The organism is Pseudomonas sp. B21-031 (assembly GCF_024748985.1).
Classification (GTDB): Bacteria; Pseudomonadota; Gammaproteobacteria; order Pseudomonadales; family Pseudomonadaceae; genus Aquipseudomonas; species Aquipseudomonas kermanshahensis.
The window spans coordinates 4,892,928-4,912,979 of the sequence record NZ_CP087181.1; the positions used below are offsets into that span (position 1 = coordinate 4,892,928).

The 20,052-nt window shown below is 63.4% G+C and carries 18 protein-coding genes; 13 read left to right on the plus strand and 5 right to left on the minus strand.

From position 1 onward, the window contains the following. Positions 1-29: 29 nt before the first annotated feature. Positions 30-917, minus strand: coding sequence for an acyl-CoA dehydrogenase family protein (locus LOY53_RS21810; RefSeq protein WP_258703283.1), 888 nt, complete (start codon positions 915-917; stop codon positions 30-32). Positions 918-1,067: 150 nt separating this feature from the next. On the opposite strand from LOY53_RS21810, the gene olsB reads away from it, so the two are divergent. The 3 genes from olsB (at position 1,068) to LOY53_RS21825 (ending at position 4,093) form a co-directional block, all read left to right on the plus strand. After that, a complete protein-coding gene (gene olsB, locus LOY53_RS21815; RefSeq protein ID WP_027594060.1) occupies positions 1,068-1,823 on the plus strand; it encodes an L-ornithine N(alpha)-acyltransferase in 756 nt (251 codons plus the stop codon). Beyond that, entirely contained in the window at positions 1,823-2,602 is a 780-nt protein-coding gene (locus LOY53_RS21820; RefSeq protein WP_252825733.1) for a lysophospholipid acyltransferase family protein, read from the plus strand. The genes olsB and LOY53_RS21820 overlap by 1 nt, the downstream gene beginning before the upstream one ends. 133 nt (positions 2,603-2,735) lie before the next feature. Next, positions 2,736-4,093, plus strand: a protein-coding gene (locus LOY53_RS21825) for an IS3 family transposase (protein WP_408981312.1) whose coding sequence is annotated in 2 segments (ribosomal slippage) — positions 2,736-3,209 and positions 3,212-4,093 — 1,356 coding nt in all. Because the reading frame shifts where the segments join, the coding sequence is not laid out codon by codon here. A 78-nt stretch (positions 4,094-4,171) separates the two neighbouring features. Here the strand turns inward: LOY53_RS21825 and LOY53_RS21830 are convergent. After that, the gene (locus LOY53_RS21830) at positions 4,172-4,756 is read right to left on the minus strand and encodes an ACP phosphodiesterase (RefSeq protein ID WP_252825734.1); all 585 of its coding nucleotides are present in this window, start codon (positions 4,754-4,756) and stop codon (positions 4,172-4,174) included. 141 nt (positions 4,757-4,897) lie between these two features. Between LOY53_RS21830 and LOY53_RS21835 the strand changes: the two genes are divergently transcribed. Together LOY53_RS21835 and LOY53_RS21840 are read left to right on the plus strand one after the other, a co-directional pair. Further along, positions 4,898-5,200, plus strand: a complete 303-nt coding sequence (locus LOY53_RS21835) for a helix-turn-helix transcriptional regulator (protein ID WP_027594057.1) — start codon at positions 4,898-4,900, stop codon at positions 5,198-5,200. A gap of 12 nt (positions 5,201-5,212) precedes the next feature. Then, positions 5,213-6,262 carry an alkene reductase gene (locus tag LOY53_RS21840; protein ID WP_252825735.1) on the plus strand — a complete coding sequence of 350 codons (1,050 nt, stop codon included), beginning with the start codon at positions 5,213-5,215 and terminating at the stop codon, positions 6,260-6,262. A gap of 113 nt (positions 6,263-6,375) precedes the next feature. On the opposite strand, the gene LOY53_RS21845 is transcribed toward LOY53_RS21840, so the two are convergent. The 3 genes from LOY53_RS21845 to LOY53_RS21855 form a co-directional block, all read right to left on the minus strand. Next, entirely contained in the window at positions 6,376-7,200 is an 825-nt protein-coding gene (locus LOY53_RS21845) for an ATPase (protein ID WP_258703284.1), read from the minus strand. Positions 7,201-7,278: 78 nt separating this feature from the next. After that, positions 7,279-8,283: an NAD(P)-dependent oxidoreductase gene (locus LOY53_RS21850; RefSeq protein WP_099455218.1), complete on the minus strand. Its 1,005-nt coding sequence runs from the start codon at positions 8,281-8,283 to the stop codon at positions 7,279-7,281. Positions 8,284-8,332: 49 nt separating this feature from the next. Further along, positions 8,333-9,229, minus strand: a complete 897-nt coding sequence (locus LOY53_RS21855) for a LysR family transcriptional regulator ArgP (RefSeq protein WP_172961410.1) — start codon at positions 9,227-9,229, stop codon at positions 8,333-8,335. A gap of 97 nt (positions 9,230-9,326) precedes the next feature. Between LOY53_RS21855 and LOY53_RS21860 the strand changes: the two genes are divergently transcribed. The 8 genes from LOY53_RS21860 to LOY53_RS21895 all read left to right on the plus strand — a co-directional run bounded on the left by LOY53_RS21860 (position 9,327) and on the right by LOY53_RS21895 (position 20,047). Further along, positions 9,327-9,926: a LysE/ArgO family amino acid transporter gene (locus LOY53_RS21860; RefSeq protein WP_027594052.1), complete on the plus strand. Its 600-nt coding sequence runs from the start codon at positions 9,327-9,329 to the stop codon at positions 9,924-9,926. Between the two features lie 479 nt (positions 9,927-10,405). Beyond that, the gene (locus LOY53_RS21865; protein ID WP_027594051.1) at positions 10,406-11,002 is read left to right on the plus strand and encodes a superoxide dismutase; all 597 of its coding nucleotides are present in this window, start codon (positions 10,406-10,408) and stop codon (positions 11,000-11,002) included. A gap of 266 nt (positions 11,003-11,268) precedes the next feature. Further along, positions 11,269-13,320, plus strand: a complete 2,052-nt coding sequence (locus LOY53_RS21870) for a bifunctional diguanylate cyclase/phosphodiesterase (RefSeq protein ID WP_027594050.1) — start codon at positions 11,269-11,271, stop codon at positions 13,318-13,320. Between the two features lie 147 nt (positions 13,321-13,467). After that, positions 13,468-14,802, plus strand: a complete 1,335-nt coding sequence (locus LOY53_RS21875) for an imelysin family protein (RefSeq protein ID WP_252825737.1) — start codon at positions 13,468-13,470, stop codon at positions 14,800-14,802. Between the two features lie 181 nt (positions 14,803-14,983). Further along, entirely contained in the window at positions 14,984-16,411 is a 1,428-nt protein-coding gene (locus LOY53_RS21880; protein ID WP_252825738.1) for a di-heme oxidoredictase family protein, read from the plus strand. Between the two features lie 19 nt (positions 16,412-16,430). Further along, complete coding sequence (locus LOY53_RS21885; protein WP_099430352.1) at positions 16,431-17,495, plus strand: imelysin family protein; 1,065 nt, start codon at positions 16,431-16,433, stop codon at positions 17,493-17,495. A gap of 2 nt (positions 17,496-17,497) precedes the next feature. Continuing rightward, entirely contained in the window at positions 17,498-18,595 is a 1,098-nt protein-coding gene (locus LOY53_RS21890; RefSeq protein WP_258703285.1) for a DUF1513 domain-containing protein, read from the plus strand. Between the two features lie 273 nt (positions 18,596-18,868). Continuing rightward, positions 18,869-20,047 carry an efflux RND transporter periplasmic adaptor subunit gene (locus LOY53_RS21895; RefSeq protein WP_252825739.1) on the plus strand — a complete coding sequence of 393 codons (1,179 nt, stop codon included), beginning with the start codon at positions 18,869-18,871 and terminating at the stop codon, positions 20,045-20,047. The last annotated feature ends 5 nt before the right edge of the window (positions 20,048-20,052 follow it).

Consider the following 20,052-nt stretch of genomic DNA (forward strand, 5'->3'; position numbering starts at 1 on the left):
TCAAATGTTCACCCAAGTCTGCCGGCCCTTTATGACAATCCTGCAGCCGCCCAGGCCTTGGCCAGGCGCTTCTCCCGCGCTGCCGCAGCCAGCGCCATCACCCCTTGATCACGCTGCCACAATTGCGCCCACTGCTTGGGCCCAGCCAGCAACGCCTCATCAATATCAGCGCGCAACGTCTGAAACTGCGCAAACAACCCCGCCAGCAACAAATGGCAACCCACACTGTCCGCACACTGACGGCTGCCCTCGGCACACCCGGCCAACACGCTCAGCAGGCGCAAACGCAACGCCTGTGGCCACGCACACTCCTGGCCGACGCCATACAGCCAGGCCGTCAAGCCGGTAAGTACGTACAAGTCTTCGAGCGAACGAAACGGTTTGACGTAGGCATCCCAACCCTCTCCGGCCAGCAATTCGCACGCCGCCTGCTCCAGGAGCAACCGGCCATGGCCGACTTCGGGCATCAGCGGCAAGGTCGGCAACGCCTCTAACGTCACCCCCGGCTCGCCCGGGTACACCACCGCCAGGTTCAAACGTGGTGCCTCGCCTGCCGCTTCACTGCGCGCCGCCACCAGTAACCATTCCGCCTCAAGCCCGGCGGTAACGAAATCCTTGCTGCCGGTCAGGCGCAACCCGTCGATACGCGTGCGCATGTCCGCCGGCCGCACGCTGCGCCGCTCGGTGGCGCACAGGGCGCCGAGGCTGGCCGGCGCGCTGGGCCAGAGCACGCGCAAGGCGGCCTGGTAACCGACGAGAAAGGCCAGGCCAGGCGTGGCCATCGCGCGTCCGCCGAGCACCGCCAATTCGAACGGGGCAACCTGGCCAAGGCGCTCGAGCAGCGCGGCGTAGGTTTCGCCCAGGGTGCCGGCCACAGGTTGGCGCAGCGGGTCGTTGAGTCGTTGTAGCCAGGCCATCGGACGCAGCTCCTTGCGGGGGGTTGAGGGCGGGTGTCACGCAAGCATCACCAAAGATTCACAGGGGTGACACCCCGTCTACCTAGGCTGACTTTGCACAACAAAGCCGACCGGCCGCAACCCTTCATGGCTGGCTTATGGAGACTCGTAATGACTCGGATCGCTCACACCGGCGACAACAGCACTGAACGCCGTCTGCAAGCCGAACGCCTGGTCGGCGCCACGGCCCTGCAGGAAGCCCAGGCCTTGCGCTATAAAGTGTTCAGCGCAGAATTCAAGGCCAAACTCAAGGGTGCCGAACACGGTCTGGACATGGATGACTATGACCCGCACTGCCGCCACATCGGCGTGCGCGACCTGAGCACCGGCGAACTGGTCGCCACCACCCGGCTGCTCGACCACCAGGCTGCCAGCAGCCTTGGCCGTTTCTACAGCGAAGAAGAGTTCAGCCTGCACGGCCTGTTGCAGTTGCAAGGGCCGATTCTTGAACTGGGCCGCACCTGCGTGGCCGCCGAATACCGCAACGGCGGCACCATCGCCGTGCTCTGGGGCGAGCTGGCCGAAGTGCTCAATGAAGGGCGCTACAGCTACCTGATGGGGTGCGCCAGCATCCCCATGCAGGACGGTGGCGTGCAGGCCCATGCGGTCATGCAGCGCCTGCGCGAACGCTACCTGTGCAACGAGCACCTGCGCGCCGAGCCTAAAAACCCGCTGCCGAAGCTGGCCCTGCCAAACAATGTCATCGCCGAAATGCCACCGCTGCTCAAGGCCTACATGCGCCTGGGGGCGAAGATTTGCGGCGAACCCTGCTGGGATGAGGACTTCCAGGTCGCCGACGTGTTCATCCTGCTCAAGCGCGACGACCTCTGCCCACGCTACGCCCGCCACTTCAAGGCGGCGGTCTGATGCTGAAGCTGCGGGTACTCGCCCGCCTGACACGGCTGATGCTAGTGCTGCTGCTCGGCCTGCTGATGGCCAGCGTGATCGCCCTTGGCGAACGCGTAGGCTTGACGGCTTCGATCGAGCGCCGGCAACGCTGGAGCTGCTGGTTCATGAAACGCCTGGTGGCAGCCTTGCCCTTCGACGTGCGGGTAGTGGGCGAGCTGCCGCAGCGGCCGATGCTGTGGGTCAGCAACCATGTCTCGTGGACCGATATCCCCCTGCTCGGCATGCTGCTGCCGCTGTCGTTCCTGTCCAAGGCCGAGGTGCGTCATTGGCCGGTGGCAGGTTGGCTAGCGGAAAAAGCCGGCACGCTGTTCATTCGCCGTGGCGGGGGTGACAGCCAGCGCCTGCGCGAACAGATCGCCGGGCAACTGGGGCTGGCCCGGCCGCTGCTGATATTCCCTGAAGGCACCACGACCAGCGGTCGCATCTTGCGCACCTTCCATGGCCGCCTGCTGGCAGGTGCCATCGACTGCGGCGTGGCGGTGCAGCCGGTGGCTATCCAGTATTTGCGTGATGGCCAGATAGACCCGATTGCGCCGTTCATTGGCGATGATGACCTGGTGTCGCACCTGATGCGCCTGTTTGCCCAGCCACGGGGCGAGGTGTGCATTAACCTGCTGCCACCTGTCGGCAGCGTGGGCAAGGAACGGGCGGTGCTGGCGTTGCAGGCGCAGCAGGCGATTCACATGGCGCTGTTCGGGGTTGAAGAAGTGCCACGGCGGCAGGCGCGGGCTGCCTAGATTTTATGTGCTGTCAGTACTGGCCTTATCGCCGGCAAGCCAGCTCCCACAGGCACTCCACAGGCCTTGAAGCTGTTGCTCAACCTGGACTGCCCCCAAGAAGTTGGACACCAATCCAACCCTTGGGGGATCTATGGGCAAGTACACCGAGCAGTTCAAGCTCAAGGCGATTGCAGCCTACCTTGATGGCAGCGACGGCTTCCGAAAAGTGGCTCGCCACTTTGGCATCGATTTCAGCCTGCTGAGGCGCTGGGTGGCCAGCCACCAAGCCGACTCCAGCATCGGCCAACGTCCTCACGGCCGGCGTTACAGCGAAGAGTTCAAGCACCGGGTGTTGAAGTACATGCATGAACATCGGCTCTCTTTGCGCCAAACAGCCGCCCACTTTGATCTCGGACAGTCTTCGCAGATAGGCATTTGGCAACGACGGTACTACAGTGGTAGCCCCGCAGCGCCTACTGCCGCCAAACCAAGAAAGCCTACTCACGTGCCAAAGAAAATTAAGCCAGTCGAGCCCACTGATACCGATGACGCGCAAAAGCCCCGCGAGCAGCTGCTGGCTGAGCTCGAATACCTGCGCATGGAGAACGCTGTCCTAAAGGAGCTCAAAGCTATGCGCGAGGAGAAGGAGCGAATACAGACGAAAAAGTCCTGATCGTCTGCAAGCTCAAGCGCAGATTTCCTCTACCTGACCTTCTGCGGATGGTCAGGCTGGCGCGCAGCACCTTCTACTACCAGCTCAAAAGCCAACAGAAGCCGGACAAGCATGCTGAGCTCAAAGAGCAGATACAGCGTGTCTATCACGAGCACAAAAAGCTGTATGGCTATCGACGCGTGGCGCTCGTGATCAGAAACAACGGGACCCTGGTTAACAAGAAGGTCGTTGAGCGGTTGATGGCTGAGCTAGACCTGAGATCGGTCGTGCGGCCCAAGAAATACCGTTCCTACCGGGGCGTAGTGGGCAAAGTAGCAATGAATCTTTTAGAGCGTAACTTCGTGGCTCAACGGCCCAACCAGAAATGGGTAACCGATGTAACCGAGTTCAAGGTCGCCGAGCAAAAGCTCTACCTCTCACCCGTCATGGACTTGTACAACGCCGAGATCGTGGCATACGAAATGGCCAGCCGGCCCTGTTATAGCCTGGTTGGAAACATGCTGGACAAGGCGCTTAAGAAGCTGGGCGAGACGCCAAAGCTGGTGATGCACTCGGATCAGGGCTGGCACTATCAACAGCCTCAGTATCGTCACAAGCTCTATCAGCGCGGCGTAAAACAGAGCATGTCGCGTAAAGGAAATTGCCTGGACAACGCGGCCATGGAAAGCTTCTTTGGTACGCTCAAGTCAGAGTTCTTCCACCTGAAGCGATTTGAAAGCGTCGAAGAACTGAAGGCGGGTCTGGATGAGTACATTCATTACTACAACCATGACCGCATCAAGCTAAGGCTGAACGGCCTGAGCCCCGTTGATTACAGGGCTCAGGCTGCTAGCTGAAACTGTCCAACTTTCTGGGGGCAGTCCAACCTGTGGGAGCTGGCTTGCCGGCGATAGGGCCGGAACAGGCGAATAGAATCAGCTGCCAGACACCCGCTCGGCCACCGCAAACGCCTGCAACTGCGGATAAAACTCGCGAAAGTCCGCCATCAGCGGCTCATACAACCGCTCCAGTTCAGGCATCACGCCAGCCATCCCCTCCGGCCGCGACAACCGCCGCGCAATGCCGTTGAACACCTGCTCCAGGGTCGCAAAATCGCCATACGCCCCCAGCCAGTCATCCGCCGCCATAAACGGCGCAATGCGCGCCAGGCGCCCGGGCAACTCAGGCTCCGCCAGCAGCACCCGATAGAAATCACCGGTGAACTGCGCCAACGGCTGCTGGGCATAGTCGGCCCAATGCCGCGCCAGGCAATGATCGAAAAACACATCCAGGACAATGCCGGCAAACCGCCGCCGCTGAACAGGGAACCGCGCCAGCGCGGCCAGCACCAGCGGATGACGGTCGGTGTAGCTGTCAATATGCCGGTGCAGCCGGATAGCGGCTTCCAGCGCCGGAGGAAAGCGCCCTTCCAGCGAGCCCTTGACGAAATCGCCATACAGGCTGCCGAGCAATTGCTGCGGCGCGGGGCCGCCGAGGTGCAAGTGTGCGAGGTAGTTCATGGCGTCAGTCTAGCACCGCCAACGCCTATATCGTCATAACACGATATAGCGATTGGTGCTCAGCTCAGAACCTCTTCATATTTGTATATCGCGAAATACCGATTTACAGTCAATCGACCGCTTCACCATGAGCCACACCCCATGCCCCTCGATCTAGACGACATAATAAAAGCCCTGGCCCACCCGGTCCGGCGAGAAATCCTCGACTGGCTGAAGGACCCGGCAACGCAGTTTCCTGACCAGCACCACAGCACCGAACACGGTGTCTGTGCCGGGCAGATCGACCAACGCTGCGGCCTGTCGCAATCGACCGTCTCTGCTCACCTGGCCATCTTGCAGCGCGCCGGCCTGATCAGCAGCCAGAAGATCGGCCAATGGCACTTCTTCAAACGCAATGAGGAGACCATTCAGGCCTTCCTCGCACAGTTGAGCCAAGCGCTCTGAAAAGGAAACCGCATGACTACGCTCTTCGACCCGATCACGCTGGGCGACCTGCAACTGCCCAACCGCATCATCATGGCCCCGCTGACCCGCTGCCGCGCCGATGAAGGCCGGGTGCCCAACGCACTGATGGCCGAGTACTACGTGCAACGGGCCAGCGCCGGGCTGATCCTCAGTGAGGCGACGTCGGTCTCGGCGATGGGGGTCGGCTACCCAGACACCCCAGGCATCTGGAACGACGAACAGGTGCGTGGCTGGAACAATGTCACCAAGGCCGTGCATGGCGCCGGCGGGCGCATCTTCCTGCAACTGTGGCATGTCGGCCGCATTTCTCACCCCAGCTACCTGAACGGCGAACTGCCGGTGGCCCCCAGCGCGATCCAGCCCAAGGGCCATGTCAGCCTGGTGCGCCCGCTCAGCGACTACCCGACCCCGCGTGCGCTGGAAACCGAAGAGATCGGCGACATCGTCGAGGCCTACCGCAGCGGCGCCGAAAACGCCAAGGCCGCAGGTTTCGATGGTGTGGAGATCCACGGTGCCAATGGCTACCTGCTCGATCAGTTTCTGCAAAGCAGCACCAACCAGCGCACCGACCGCTACGGTGGCTCGCTGGAAAACCGCGCACGCTTGCTGCTGGAAGTCACTGACGCCGCCATTGAAGTGTGGGGGGCCAACCGCGTAGGCGTGCACCTGGCGCCGCGTGCCGATTCACACGACATGGGCGACGCTGACCGTGCCGAAACCTTTACCTACGTGGCACGCGAATTGGGCAAGCGCGGCATCGCCTTCATCTGCTCGCGGGAGAAGGAAGCGGACGACAGCATCGGCACGCTGATCAAAGAGGCCTTTGGTGGCCCGTACATCGTCAACGAGCGCTTCAGCAAGGCCACTGCCAATGCCGCGCTGGCCACTGGCAAGGCGGATGCCGTGGCGTTCGGCGTGCCGTTCATTGCCAACCCAGACCTGCCAGCGCGCCTGGCGGCGGATGCGCCCTTGAACCAGGCACACCCGGAAACCTTCTATAGCAAGGGGCCGGTGGGGTATATCGACTACCCACGGATGTGATCGGGTACGCGCAGCCTTGTGCTGCGAAGAGGCGTGCAGGCTTGCACGTAACGGTTATGCCTACACTGGCCTCTTCGCAGCACAAGGCTGCTCCTACAGGGCACGCGGGGTCTTCAGGGGCGCGCTTTGATCTGCTGCTGCAGGTTCTGGATCTGGCTCTGAAGCGTGTTGATGCTGCGGGTGGTCTGCCCGCGGAAGGCATCGAACTCCTGCACCGAGGCACCGCCCGACGCCGCCGCCGGGCGATTGTCGACCTGGCTCTTCAACACCAGCATGTCCTGCTCCAGGCTCTGGATCGCCGCGCTCGGGTTACCCTGCTTTTTCAGCGCCGCCACCTCGTCGCTCAGGTTCTTGAGCTGCCCGTCGAGCTTGCCGCCATCGACCTGGCCTGACTTCAGCGCCGCCAGCTCGCCATTCACGGCCTTCAATTGCGCCTGCAACTGGCTCTGCAGCTCGGTCACGGCCTTCTGTTGTTCACGGGTATCGGCCAGCACCTGCTCCAGACGCTTGCCCAGGTCGCCGGTCTGCCCCGCTACACCCTGCTGCTGCTTGCCCTGCTCGGCCAGGCTGGCCTGCAGTTGGCGGATCTGCAGCTTCAGCGCCTCACTGCCGGTGCTGGTCGTCGACTCGCTGGCATCGACCTTGCCGCTGATGGCCTGCAGTCGTCCGGCCGCCTCTTCACTGATACGGGCGAAGCTTTCTTGGGTCGCGACCAGTTGCTGCTCCATCAGCGAGATCTGCTGAAAGCTCCACCAGCCCAACCCCGCCAAGGCAATCAGTGACGCCACCAACAGCGCCCACAAAGGTGCCGTACTGGCCCCCCGCTCGGCTTTCTGCCGGCTGCGCATCACGTGCGCGGGTATCAGTTCATCATCGTCGGGCGTGCCGGCCCTTAGGGTAGGCACATCATCGTAATCGTCGTGAGCAGGCTTACGCATGAGTACATTCAACCGCGGTAGTCGCAAAGAGGCACGAGTATAAACCGCTCGCGCGGCGTGGTGATGACCATCGTTGCATCAGCCGATTTTCAGGCCTTCAGGCTGGTGCTTCCACCAGGCGCAGAATTCGTCGAGGGCCGTCCACAGGCTGACCTTGGGCTGGTAGTCCAGGTACTGCCGTGCGCGGCTGATGTCCAGTGTGAAATCGCGGCTCATCACCTGCATGCCCATGCGCGACAAGGTGGGCTGAGGCCGCCCCGGCCACAGCATGCACGCCGCTTCGTTGAGCGCCGCCAGGCTGTAGGCCAGGCCGTAGGAGCGGTACCGCGTCACTTGCGGCAATTGCATCTGGCGCATCACGTAGTTGACCACATCCCACAATGGCAACGGGTGGCCATTGCTGATGTTGTAGGCTTGGCCCAGGGCGCGGTCGTCGGCGAACAGGGCACTGAGCAACGCCTCGTTGAGGTTGTGCACGCTGGTGAAGTCGACCTTGTTCAAGCCGTTGCCGATGATCGCCACGCGGCCCTTGCGTTGCATCTGCATCAGCCGCGGAAAAATACTGGCATCGCCAGCCCCAGTGACGAAGCGCGGGCGCAGCGCCAGCACTTCCAGGCCGAACTCCTGGGCACCGAACACCTTCTGCTCGGCCAGGTGCTTGGTCAGCGCATAGTGATCATGGAAGCGGCGAGGCACCTGGTCCTCACGGATGTCCAGGCGCGAACGGCCATTGAAATAGATCGACGGCGACGACAGGTGCACCAGGCGCCGCACATGCTCCTTCAGGCAACCCTCGACCACGTTTTCGGTGACCACCACGTTGCCTTGGTGAAAATCCTGGTAGCGCCCCCAGTTGCCCACCGCGCCTGCGCAGTGCACCACCGCTTCGACGCCCTGGCACAGGCGCCGGGCCAGCTCGGCATCGCCCAGGTCGCCGGGGATGAACTGCGCGCCGCGCTTGACCAGGTGCTCGACACCTTCGGCACGTCGGCCGCTGACCCGCACGTCCAGGCCCTGCTCCAGGGCAACGCGCGCAAAGCGCCCGCCGATGAAGCCGCTCGCGCCGGTGACCAGAATTCGCATGTAAGACTCCGCCTTGCCAGATTTCAGATGCAACTGACGCCGGCCGTGGCTACAAGGGCACCAGCCATTGCCGTGCCGTGTGCCGCAGGTGATCGGTCAGTTGCGCGAGCAGTTGCCCGCCATTGCGCCAATGATGCCAGTACAGCGGCACATCGATGGGAGTATCGGCGCAGATTTCCACCAATTGCCCGCTGGACAGTTGCTCGCGCGCCTGTAATTCAGGCACCAGCCCCCAGCCCAACCCCGCTTCGGTCATGCGCAGGAACCCTTCGGACGAGGGGCACAAGTGGTGCAGGAAACCATCCTCAATGCCCAGCGATGCCAGGTAGCGGTGCTGCAGGAAGTCGTCCGGGCCGTACACGATCGCGGGCGTACGTGCCAGGCGCTTGACCTCGAACCCATGGGGGAAATGCCGCGCCATGAACACCGGGCTGGCCAGTGCACGGTAGCGCATCGCGCCCAGCGGCAGGCTGCGCGCGCCAGCCACTGGCCGCTCGCTGCCACACAGGCAGGCTGCCACTTCACCGGCACGCATGCGTTTAAGGCCGACTTCCTGGTCCTCCACCACCAGGTCGGTGAGCACGTTCTGTTCGGCACAGAACCGGCCGACCGCGCCTGCCCACCAGGTGGCCAGGCTGTCGGCGTTAAGGGCAATCCGCAAACGCTCCGGCATGCCCTCCTCGTCCAGCGCCGGCACCTGGCGTTGCAGGTCGCGCTCAAGCAGACGCACCTGCTGCACATGGTTGAGCAACTGGCGCCCGACCTCGGTCGGGCTCGGTGGCGTGGCCCGCACCAGCACCGGCTGGCCAACCCGCGCTTCGAGCAGCTTGATGCGCTGGGAAATGGCCGATTGCGACAGCCCCAGCACCTGCGCCGCACGCTCGAAGCCACCTTGCTCGATCACCGCCGCAAGGGCGGCCAGCAGCTTGTAGTCGAACATCGATATTCCTAATGCCTGATCAGCTTTATTTGTTTTTCTTATACAGCGCCAATCACCACAATAGCCAGCATCGTTTATGGCTCATTTTCTGGAGTACACCGCCATGTGGCAAAGCTATCTGAACGGCATGCTGGTGGCCTTCGGCCTGATCATGGCCATCGGCGCGCAGAACGCCTTCGTCCTCGCGCAAAGCCTGCGCCGCGAGCACCACCTGCCGGTGGCGGCCCTGTGCATCGTCTGCGACGCCCTGCTGGTCGCTGCCGGGGTGTTCGGCCTGGCCACGGTACTGGCGCACAACCCGACCCTGCTGGCCATCGCCCGTTGGGGTGGCGCGGTGTTCCTGCTCTGGTACGGCGCCAAGGCGCTGCGCAGCGCCTGCTCCAAGCAGAGCCTGCAGCACCAGCAAGGTCAGGGCATGCGCTCGCGCCGCGCGGTATTGCTCAGTGCACTGGCGGTGACCCTGCTCAACCCCCATGTGTACCTCGACACCGTGCTGCTGATCGGCTCGCTCGGTGCCCAGCAGACAGTGCCCGGGGCCTATGTGGCGGGGGCGGCCAGTGCATCGCTGCTGTGGTTCTCGACCTTGGCGATTGGTGCGGCCTGGCTGGCCCCGTGGCTGGCGCGGCCAGCGACCTGGCGGATGCTCGACCTGATGGTGGCGGTGATGATGTTCGCGGTGGCGGCGCAACTGATTTTTAGCTGAATGGGGACGTGTTTGGCACGGCAGTTTCAGCGCCTGGGAGATCGAGCGCCGCCGGCGCGGCGCATCGCGAGCAACGCTCGCTCCTACGTTAGTTTCGGGCCAATTATTCCTGGGGCAAACGCGCGCGACCGCCTTGGCGCATGACTCGATATCGCGTCGAACAAACAAGGCGGTCGCGCCCACTGGCACAGGCGTGACTGGCCCGAAACAAATGTGGGAGCAGCCTTGTGCTGCGAAGCGCCGCGCGGGCGGCGCTCGATCTCACAGGCGATACAAACGCCGCGGCAAACACCACTGGTCGGCGCCGGCCAACCGCTCTGGAACCTCTATTCCCTATCTTTGTTGCGTGGTTATGCGCCGGGCCCGGTGCTATGATCCAGCCCTCGCGTCGCAAAGAGTACAAACTCGCCGACGTTGATCGGGCCGCCCGTGATCGGCCTTGCGCAAACCGCAAATAGACCTGAATCAGGAGATCCACCATGGCTTTTGAATTGCCGCCGCTGCCGTACGCCCACGATGCCCTGCAGCCGCACATCTCCAAGGAAACCCTGGAGTATCACCACGACAAGCACCACAACACCTATGTCGTGAACCTGAACAACCTGGTCCCAGGCACCGAATTCGAAGGCAAGACCCTGGAAGAGATCGTCAAGACCTCTTCGGGCGGTATCTTCAACAACGCCGCTCAAGTCTGGAACCACACCTTCTACTGGAACTGCCTGGCGCCTAACGCCGGTGGTCAACCGACCGGTGCCCTGGCCGAAGCCATCAACGCCGCTTTCGGTTCCTTCGACAAGTTCAAGGAAGAGTTCACCAAGACTTCCGTCGGCACCTTCGGCTCCGGCTGGGGCTGGCTGGTGAAGAAAGCTGACGGTTCCCTGGCCCTGGCCAGCACCATCGGCGCCGGCAACCCGCTGACCAATGGCGACACCCCGCTGCTGACCTGCGACGTCTGGGAACACGCCTACTACATCGACTACCGCAACGTGCGTCCGAAGTATGTCGAGGCGTTCTGGAACCTGGTCAACTGGGCTTTCGTTGCCGAACAGTTCGAAGGCAAGACCTTCAAGGCCTGATGCATATCCAGCCTTGAACGAAGAACCCGGCCTTGGTGCCGGGTTTTTTTATGGGCCTGTAACAGCCTCTTGCTCAGCACGGATTGCACGCTAACATCAAACCTCTGGAAACTTGATACAGCGCACTCAAGTTGCAGGGCCAGGCGACCGATATACTGCCCAGGACAACCCCGCTTCTCGCGCTGTGTCCGTGGCACACCGGCCGATAGTGTATTGGTTTCATTGATGGCAAAATGATGCCATGCGCATGGATTAAGGAAACCCCATTGAAGCTGGAATTGCGGAACAGCTTGTCGGTCAAGTTGCTCAGGGTCGTGCTGCTGTCGGCGCTCGCAGTGGGCGTCGTGCTCAGTTGTGCGCAAATCGTCTACGACACCTACAAGACCCGCCAGGCTGTCGACAACGATGCCCAGCGCATCCTCGACATGTTCCGTGACCCCTCTACCCAGGCGGTGTACAGCCTTGACCGGGAGATGGGCATGCAGGTGATGGAGGGCCTGTTCCAGGACGAGTCGGTGCGCATGGCGTCCATCGGCCACCCCAACGAAACCATGCTGGCCGAAAAATCCCGCCCGCTGCAGGACATGTCCATGCGCTGGCTGACCGACCTGATCCTCGGCCAGGAGCGCACCTACACCACCCAACTGGTCGGCCGCGGCCCCTACAGCGAATACTACGGCGACCTGAGCATCACCCTCGACACCTCGTCGTACGGCGAAGATTTTTTGATCAACGCCGTGATCATCTTCATCTCCGGCGTGCTGCGCGCCCTGGCCATGGGCCTGGTGTTGTACCTGGTGTACCACTGGCTGCTGACCAAGCCACTGTCGAAAATTATCGAGCACCTTACCCAGATCAACCCCGATCGCCCCAGCCAGCACCAGATCCCGCTGCTCAAGGGCCACGAAAAAAACGAACTGGGGCTGTGGGTGAACACGGCGAACCAGCTGCTGGCCTCCATCGAGCGCAATACCCACCTGCGCCACGAGGCCGAGAACAGCCTGCAACGCATGGCCCAATACGACTTCCTCACCGGCCTGCCCAACCGCCAGCAACTGCAGCAACAGCTGGACAAGATCCTGGTCGATGGCGGCCGCCTGCAGCATCGCGTGGCAGTGCTGTGCGTAGGCCTGGACGATTTCAAAGGCATCAACGAGCAATTCAGCTACCAGGTCGGTGACCAGTTGCTGCTGGCCCTGGCCGACCGCCTGCGCGCCCACAGTGGCCGCCTGGGGGCGCTGGCGCGGTTGGGTGGCGACCAGTTCGCGCTGGTTCAGGCCAACATCGAGCAGCCCTATGAGGCTGCCGAGCTGGCCCAGAGTATCCTCGACGACCTGGAGGTGCCCTTCGACCTCGACCATCAGCAGATCCGCCTGCGTGCCACCATCGGCATCACCCTGTTCCCCGAAGACGGCGACAGCACCGAGAAGCTGCTGCAAAAAGCCGAACAGACCATGACCCTGGCCAAGGCCCGCTCACGCAACCGTTACCAGTTCTACATCGCCAGCGTCGACAGTGAGATGCGCCGCCGCCGCGAGCTGGAAAAAGACCTGCGCGAAGCCCTGCCGCGCAATCAGCTGTACCTGGTGTATCAGCCGCAGATCAGCTACCGCGACCACCGCGTGGTTGGCGTCGAGGCCCTGCTGCGCTGGCAACACCCGGAGCTGGGCATGGTTCCGCCCGACCAGTTCATCCCGCTGGCCGAGCAGAACGGCAACATCATCACCATCGGCGAATGGGTACTCGACCAGGCCTGCCGGCAGCTGCGCGAATGGCACGACCTGGGCTTCAGCGACCTGCGCATGGCGGTCAACCTGTCGACCGTGCAGTTGCACCACAGCGAACTGCCGCGCGTGGTCAACAACCTGCTGCAGGCCTACCGCCTGCCGCCGCGCAGCCTGGAGCTGGAAGTGACCGAGACCGGCCTGATGGAAGACATCAGCACCGCCGCCCAGCACCTGCTCAGTCTGCGCCGCTCCGGGGCACTGATCGCCATTGACGACTTCGGTACCGGCTACTCGTCGCTCAGCTACCTGAAGTCGTTGCCACTGGACAAGATCAAGATCGACAAGAGCTTCGTCCAGGACCTGCTCGACGACGATGACGACGCCACCATCGTGCGCGCCATCATCCAGCTGGGCAAAAGCCTGGGCATGCAGGTTATCGCTGAAGGCGTGGAAACCGCCGAGCAGGAGACCTACATCATCGCCCAGGGTTGCCACGAGGGTCAGGGCTACCACTACAGCAAGCCACTGTCGGCCCGCGAGCTGACCAGTTACCTCAAGCAGGCACAGCGCAATCAGGTGTCCATGCTGTAGCCCTGGCGGCCCCGGTTACAGGCCGTGACGGGCATTTACATGAATTGCGCGCTCGCCTCTTTACAGCAAATGCAAATCTTTCGCATGATGTTGCGGTTTCGCGTGCCATGGCGCACGGTCCAACCACACGACGCAGGGAAACCAACAATGATTCGAATGCCTCTGGCCTCCGCCAGTCTGCTGGCCATCGCCATCGCGCTCGCCGGATGTGGCGAAAAGGATGACAAGGCCGCTGCTCCGCAAGCGCAAGCGCCTGCTGCCGCCAGCACCACCGCCGCCGCGCCTGGGGCTGTCGATGAAGCGGCCGGCAAGGCCGTGGTCAAGCATTACGCCGACATGGTCTACGCCGTGTACAGCGACTCGCTGAGCACCGCCAAGGCCCTGCAGACGGCAGTCGACGCGTTCCTGGCCAAGCCCAACGACGAAACCCTGAAAGCCGCCAAGGACGCCTGGGCTGCCTCGCGCGTACCTTACCTGCAAAGCGAAGCCTTCCGCTTTGGCAACACCATCATCGACGACTGGGAAGGCCAAGTTAACGCCTGGCCGCTGGACGAAGGCCTGATCGACTACGTCGACAAGAGCTACGAGCACGCCCTGGGCAACCCAGCGGCCAGTGCCAACATCATCGCCAACACCGAGATCCAGGTCGGCGAAGAGAAGGTCGACGTCAAGGACATCACCCCAGAGAAGCTGGCCAGCCTGAACGAGCTGGGCGGTTCTGAAGCCAACGTCGCCACCGGCTACCACGCCATCGAATTCCTGCTCTGGGGCCAGGACCTGAACGGCACCGGCCCAGGCGCCGGCAACCGCCCTGCTTCCGACTACCTGGAAGGCAACGGTGCCACTGGCGGCCACAACGACCGCCGTCGTGCCTACCTGAAGGCGGCCACCGACCTGCTAGTCAAGGACCTCGAAGAGATGGTCGGCAACTGGGCACCGAACGTTGCCGACAACTACCGCGCCACCCTGGAAGCCGAGCCGGTCAACGACGGCCTGCGCAAGATGCTGTTCGGCATGGGCAGCCTGTCGCTGGGCGAACTGGCGGGCGAGCGCATGAAGGTCTCGCTGGAAGCCAACTCGCCTGAAGACGAGCAAGACTGCTTCAGCGACAACACCCACTACTCGCACTTCTACGACGCCAAGGGTATCCGCAACGTCTACCTGGGCGAGTACACCCGCGCGGATGGCACCAAGCTGACCGGCCCGAGCCTGTCGTCGCTGGTGGCCAAGGTCGACCCAGCTACCGACGCCACCCTGAAGGCCGACCTGGAAGCCACCGAAGCGAAGATCCAGGTGATCGTCGACCACGCCCTGAAAGGCGAGCACTACGACCAACTGATCGCTGCCGACAACGCCGCTGGCAACCAAGTCGTGCGTGACGCCATCGCCTCGCTGGTCAAGCAGACCGGCGCGATCGAACAGGCTGCAGGCAAGCTGGGCATTGCCAACCTGAACCCGGACACTGCGGATCACGAGTTCTGATTCGGCTGTAGCGGTTCTGGAAAAGGCGACCTCCGGGTCGCCTTTTTTGCTTCTGGCCCTTTCGCGGGCAACAGATGTAGCTGACACTGATTTCATCCAGCAATTGCAAATTGCTCTTATTCAAACATCCCCACTTTGCTAAGCTTGCACGCCGGTTTTTCGCTCACGCCCAGGATCCTTGATGTCCTCGTCGCTGTTCAGACTCTCTCCCCTGCTGCTGGCCTTTGCCCTCGCCGCCTGTGACGACGCCCCGCGTTTCACCCAGGCAGAGCCCGGCGAAGCGCTGTCGGGTGGCAAGGCGACGGTGCAGCGCAGCGATCGCAATGCCTATTCCCTGCCCTCGGCCAACCTTTCGCCCGAGCGGCGCCTGGACTTCGCCGTCGGCAACAGTTTTTTTCGCAACCCCTGGGTGATCGCCCCCTCCACCACCACCGCGCGCGATGGCCTCGGCCCGCTGTTCAACACCAATGCCTGCCAGAACTGCCACGTGCGCGATGGCCGCGGCCACCCGCCCGAGCTTGATGACAGCAACGCGGTGTCGATGCTGGTGCGCCTGTCGATCCCCGACCAGCCTTACCTGGCCAAGGTGGTCGAGCGCCTGGGCGTGGTCCCCGAGCCCGTGTACGGCACCCAGTTGCAGGACATGGCTATCCCCGGCGTGGCGCCGGAGGGCAAGGTCCGCGTGACTTACGCCAACCAGACCGTCACGTTCAAGGACGGCCACCAGGTCGAACTGCGTCGGCCCAGCTTGCAGATCACCCAGTTGGGCTACGGGGCAATGCACCCTGATACCCGCTTCTCGGCCCGTGTTGCGCCGCCGATGATCGGCCTCGGCCTGCTCGAAGCCATCCCCGAAGCCGACCTCCTCGCCAACGAAGACCCGGACGACCGCAACCGCAACGGCATCCGCGGCCGAGCCAACCGGGTCTGGGATGATGCCCAGGGCAAGACCGTGGTGGGCCGCTTCGGCTGGAAAGCCGGGCAACCCAACGTCAACCAGCAGAACGTCCATGCGTTTGCCGGCGACATGGGCCTGACCTCCACCCTGCAACCCAAGGACGACTGCACCGCAGCGCAAGTCGACTGCCTAGCCGCGCCCAATGGCGATGGCATGGGGGGCGAAAAGGAAGTCAGCGACAACATCCTGCGCCTGGTCACCTTCTATACCCGCAACCTGGGTGTGCCTGCCCGTCGTGATGTGGGTGCGCCGCAGGTGCTGGCAGGCAAGAACCTGTTCTTCCAGGCCGGTTGCCAGGGCTGTCACACCCCGCAGTTCACCACCGCCGCAAACGCGGCCGAACCTGAGCTGGCCGGCCAGGTGATCCGCCCCTACAGCGACCTGCTGTTGCATGACATGGGGCCGGGCCTGGCCGATGAACGCACCGAATTCGCGGCCAATGGCCAGGACTGGCGCACCCCGCCGCTGTGGGGCATCGGCCTGAGTGAAACGGTCAGTGGCCACAGCCAGTTCCTGCACGACGGCCGCGCCCGCAACCTGCTCGAAGCCGTGCTCTGGCACGGTGGCGAAGCCGAAGCGGCACGTAATTTCGTCCTCACCTTCAATGCCGAGCAGCGTGCCGCGCTGCTGGCTTTCCTGAACTCACTTTAAAACGCGCAAGGAGCCGGGCATGTTCCGACCCAAACTGTTGTTCACCAGCCTCGCCGCACTCGCCCTCGGTGCCTGCTCGCCGCAGGACCCGCAAGCCGTGACCTCCGCCGCCATCGCCAAGCAGGTGATCCTGCCGACCTACAGCCGCTGGGTCGAAGCCGACCGCCAGCTGGCCGTCAGCGCCCTGGCCTATTGCGAAGGCAAGGCGAACCTGGACACCGCCCGCGCCGACTTCCTCACTGCGCAAAAAGCCTGGGCCGAGCTGCAACCGTTGCTGGTCGGCCCGCTGGCCGAAGGCAACCGCGCCTGGCAGGTGCAGTTCTGGCCCGACAAGAAGAACCTGGTCGGCCGCCAGGTCGAGCAGTTGGTCAACGGTGACAAACCCGTCGACGCCGCTGCCCTGGGCAAGGCCAGCGTCGTGGTGCGCGGCCTGTCGGCTTACGAGTACATCCTCTTCGACAGCAAGCCAGACGTTGCCACGGCAGAGCAGAAAGCCCGCTACTGCCCACTGCTGGTGGCCATCGCCGAGCACCAGAAGGCCTTGGCCGAAGAGATCCTCAAGGGCTGGAACAGCACCGACGGCATGCTCTCGCAGATGACCAAGTTCCCCAACCAGCGCTACGCCGATTCCCACGAGGCCATCGCCGACCTGCTGCGCGCCCAGGTCACCGCCCTGGACACCCTGAAGAAGAAGCTTGGCGCCCCCATGGGCCGCCAGAGCAAGGGCATTGCCCAGCCGCTGCAGGCCGAGGCCTGGCGCAGCCACGCTTCGCTCAAAAGCCTGGAGGCCAGCCTCAAGGCCGCCCAGGCGGTCTGGGTCGGGGTCGACAACAAGGGCCTGCGTGGCCTGTTGGGCAGCGACCAGAAAGCCTTGGCAGACAAGATCGACGACGCCTACGCCACTGCGCTCAAACAGCTGGCCGACAATCAGAAAACCCTCGGCGAGCTGCTGGCCGACGACGCCGGCAAGCAGACCCTCAACCAGATCTACGACAGCCTCAACGTTGTCCACCGCCTGCACGAAGGCGAGCTGGCCAAGGCGTTGAACATCCAGCTGGGCTTCAATGCCAACGACGGTGACTGATCATGCTGCGACGCCAGGCCCTCAAACTCGGTAGCGTACTGCTCAGCGCCCTCACCCTGGGCGGCTGGAGCCTGTTCCGCAACAAAGGCAGCGAACCCCTGCTGCTCTCGGCGCGCGACGACGGCGATGGCAAGCATTACGCCGTCGGGTTCCGCCTGGACGGCACCCAGGTGTTCAGCACCCAGGTTGCCCAGCGTTGCCATGCCATCATCAACCACCCCACGCTGCCGATCGCCCTGTTCGTCGCCCGCCGCCCAGGTACTGAAAGCTACCTGGTCGACCTGCGCGACGGGCGGCTGCTGCAAACCGTGGTCTCGCAGCCCAACCGCCATTTCTACGGCCATGCGGTCATCCACAAGGGCGGGGAATGGCTGTACACCACCGAGAACGACACCACCGACCCGGGTCGCGGCTTGCTCGGTGTCTACCGTTTTGAAGGCGAACGCCTGGTGCACAGCGGCGAGCTGTCGACCCACGGCATCGGCCCGCATGAAGTGGCCTGGCTGCCGGACGGGGAAACCCTGGTGGTGGCCAACGGCGGCATCCGCACCGAGGCCGAAAGCCGCGTAGAGATGAACCTCGACGCCATGCAACCAAGCCTGGTCCTGATGCAGCGCGACGGCACCCTGCTGAGCAAAGAAACCCTCGCCCAGCAGATGAACAGCGTGCGTCATCTGGCAATTGGCGACGACGGCACCATTGCCGCCTGCCAGCAATTCATGGGCGACGCCGACGAAACCGCCGAGCTGCTGGCGATCAAGCGCCCGGGCGAGCCGTTCAAGGCCTTCCCGGTGCCGGAGCGGCAGTTGCAGGCCATGGCCCAGTACACCGCCAGCGTGGCGATTCACAGCGACCTGCGGCTGGTGGCACTGACGGCGCCGCGGGCCAACCGGTTGTTCGTCTGGGACTTGGACAGTGGCGCGGTCAAGCTGGATGCGCCGATGCCAGATTGCGCAGGGGTTGGCGCGGTGAAGGATGGCTTTGTCGTGACCTCCGGGCAGGGGCGTTGCCGGTTCTACGATTGCCGCAAGGCTGAGCTGATCGGGCAACCGATGGACCTGCCTTCCGGGTTCTGGGACAACCACCTGCACCTGGCCTGATTGCCCTGGCACATCGCGGCCCGTGTAGGAGCAGCCTTGCGCTGCGAAGAGGCCCGAGCCAGCACTGTAAATCTCCAGTGCTTGCTCGGGCCTCTTCGCAGCACAAGGCTGCTCCTACACGGCAGTGCACGCGCCAGTGTTTGAATAATCCCGTTGCACCCGCCCTTCCGCACCAGCCAAAAACAGTCAATACTTCCCCCATCCACACGTGGGCAGGATCGCCCGTTGTCGTGTCAAAACGAATAACAACCACGCTTCCAAGGAACCGGACCTATGCTTCGCCGCCGCATGCTCATCATGTTGGCCGTCGTTCTGCTGATCGTGTTGGCCCTGGGGGGCTACAAGGCCTTCTCGATCTACCAGCAGATCCAGGTGTTCACAGCCCCCAAGCCGCCGATCACCGTGGCGGCAGCGCTGGCCGAAGAACGCCAGTGGCAAGAACGCCTGCCCGCCGTCGGCAGCCTCAAGGCCCTGCAAGGCGTCGAGCTGAGCCTTGAGGTGGAAGGCATCGTCAAAAGCCTGCACTTCGACTCCGGGCAGAAGGTCAAGGCCGGGCAACTGCTGCTGCAGCTCAATGACGAACAGGAAACCGCCCTGCTCGGCACCGCCCAGGCCGACCTGGGGCTGGCCAAGGTCGATTTCGGCCGCGGCAGCCAGCTGGTCGGCGACTCGGCCATCTCCCGTGGCGAGTACGATCGCCTCACCGCCCAGTACCGGCGCAACCAGGCCGTGGTCGATCAGCTCAAGGCCTCGAAGACCAAAAAAAGCATCAGTGCGCCCTTCAGCGGCACCATTGGCATTCGCCAGGTGGATGTCGGCGACTACCTGGCTGCCGGCACGGTGATCGCCACCCTCCAAGACCTGTCCAGCCTCTACGTCGACTTCAACGTGCCCGAGCAGGCCCTGCCGCACCTAAGCCTGGGCCAAGAGGTGCTGGTGCAGGTCGCCGCCTACCCCGGCCAGACCTTCACCGCCAGCCTCAGCGCCATCAACCCCAAGGTCGAGGAAAGCACCCGCAACTTGCTGGTCCGCGCAACCTTGGCCAACCCTGACGGCAAGCTGCTGCCTGGCATGTTCGCCAACCTGCTGATTCTGCTGCCCGCGCCACAGCCGCGGGTGGTGGTGCCGGAAAGTGCCATCACCTACACCCTGTATGGCAACTCGGTGTATGTCGCCACCCCGAAAAAGGACAAGGACGGCAACCCGGAAAAAACCGAAAACGGCCAACCCCCGCTCATCGCCGAGCAGCGCACCGTGCAGACCGGCGAGCGCCGCGACGGCGTGGTGGTGGTCAGCAAGGGCCTGCAGGCCGGCGAGCAGGTGGTCACCGCTGGGCAACTCAAGCTCACCCCCGGCGCAGCGATCCGCATCGGCCAGGACAACGCGCTCACACCTGAGCAAGGCGCTCCTGATCCAGGCAAGGCTGATCAAGGCACCCCGCACAACGACTGACAGGA

Coding starts and splice junctions, on each gene's coding strand:
- LOY53_RS21875 (WP_252825737.1), top strand. CDS start 13,468: ATGATTCGAATGCCTCTGGCCTCCGCCAGTCTGCTGGCCATCGCCATC.
- LOY53_RS21840 (WP_252825735.1), top strand. CDS start 5,213: ATGACTACGCTCTTCGACCCGATCACGCTGGGCGACCTGCAACTGCCC.
- LOY53_RS21895 (WP_252825739.1), top strand. CDS start 18,869: ATGCTTCGCCGCCGCATGCTCATCATGTTGGCCGTCGTTCTGCTGATC.
- LOY53_RS21810 (WP_258703283.1), bottom strand. CDS start 917: ATGGCCTGGCTACAACGACTCAACGACCCGCTGCGCCAACCTGTGGCC.
- LOY53_RS21835 (WP_027594057.1), top strand. CDS start 4,898: ATGCCCCTCGATCTAGACGACATAATAAAAGCCCTGGCCCACCCGGTC.
- LOY53_RS21830 (WP_252825734.1), bottom strand. CDS start 4,756: ATGAACTACCTCGCACACTTGCACCTCGGCGGCCCCGCGCCGCAGCAA.
- LOY53_RS21880 (WP_252825738.1), top strand. CDS start 14,984: ATGTCCTCGTCGCTGTTCAGACTCTCTCCCCTGCTGCTGGCCTTTGCC.
- LOY53_RS21850 (WP_099455218.1), bottom strand. CDS start 8,283: ATGCGAATTCTGGTCACCGGCGCGAGCGGCTTCATCGGCGGGCGCTTT.
- LOY53_RS21820 (WP_252825733.1), top strand. CDS start 1,823: ATGCTGAAGCTGCGGGTACTCGCCCGCCTGACACGGCTGATGCTAGTG.
- LOY53_RS21885 (WP_099430352.1), top strand. CDS start 16,431: ATGTTCCGACCCAAACTGTTGTTCACCAGCCTCGCCGCACTCGCCCTC.
- olsB (WP_027594060.1), top strand. CDS start 1,068: ATGACTCGGATCGCTCACACCGGCGACAACAGCACTGAACGCCGTCTG.
- LOY53_RS21860 (WP_027594052.1), top strand. CDS start 9,327: ATGTGGCAAAGCTATCTGAACGGCATGCTGGTGGCCTTCGGCCTGATC.
- LOY53_RS21865 (WP_027594051.1), top strand. CDS start 10,406: ATGGCTTTTGAATTGCCGCCGCTGCCGTACGCCCACGATGCCCTGCAG.
- LOY53_RS21890 (WP_258703285.1), top strand. CDS start 17,498: ATGCTGCGACGCCAGGCCCTCAAACTCGGTAGCGTACTGCTCAGCGCC.
- LOY53_RS21845 (WP_258703284.1), bottom strand. CDS start 7,200: ATGCGTAAGCCTGCTCACGACGATTACGATGATGTGCCTACCCTAAGG.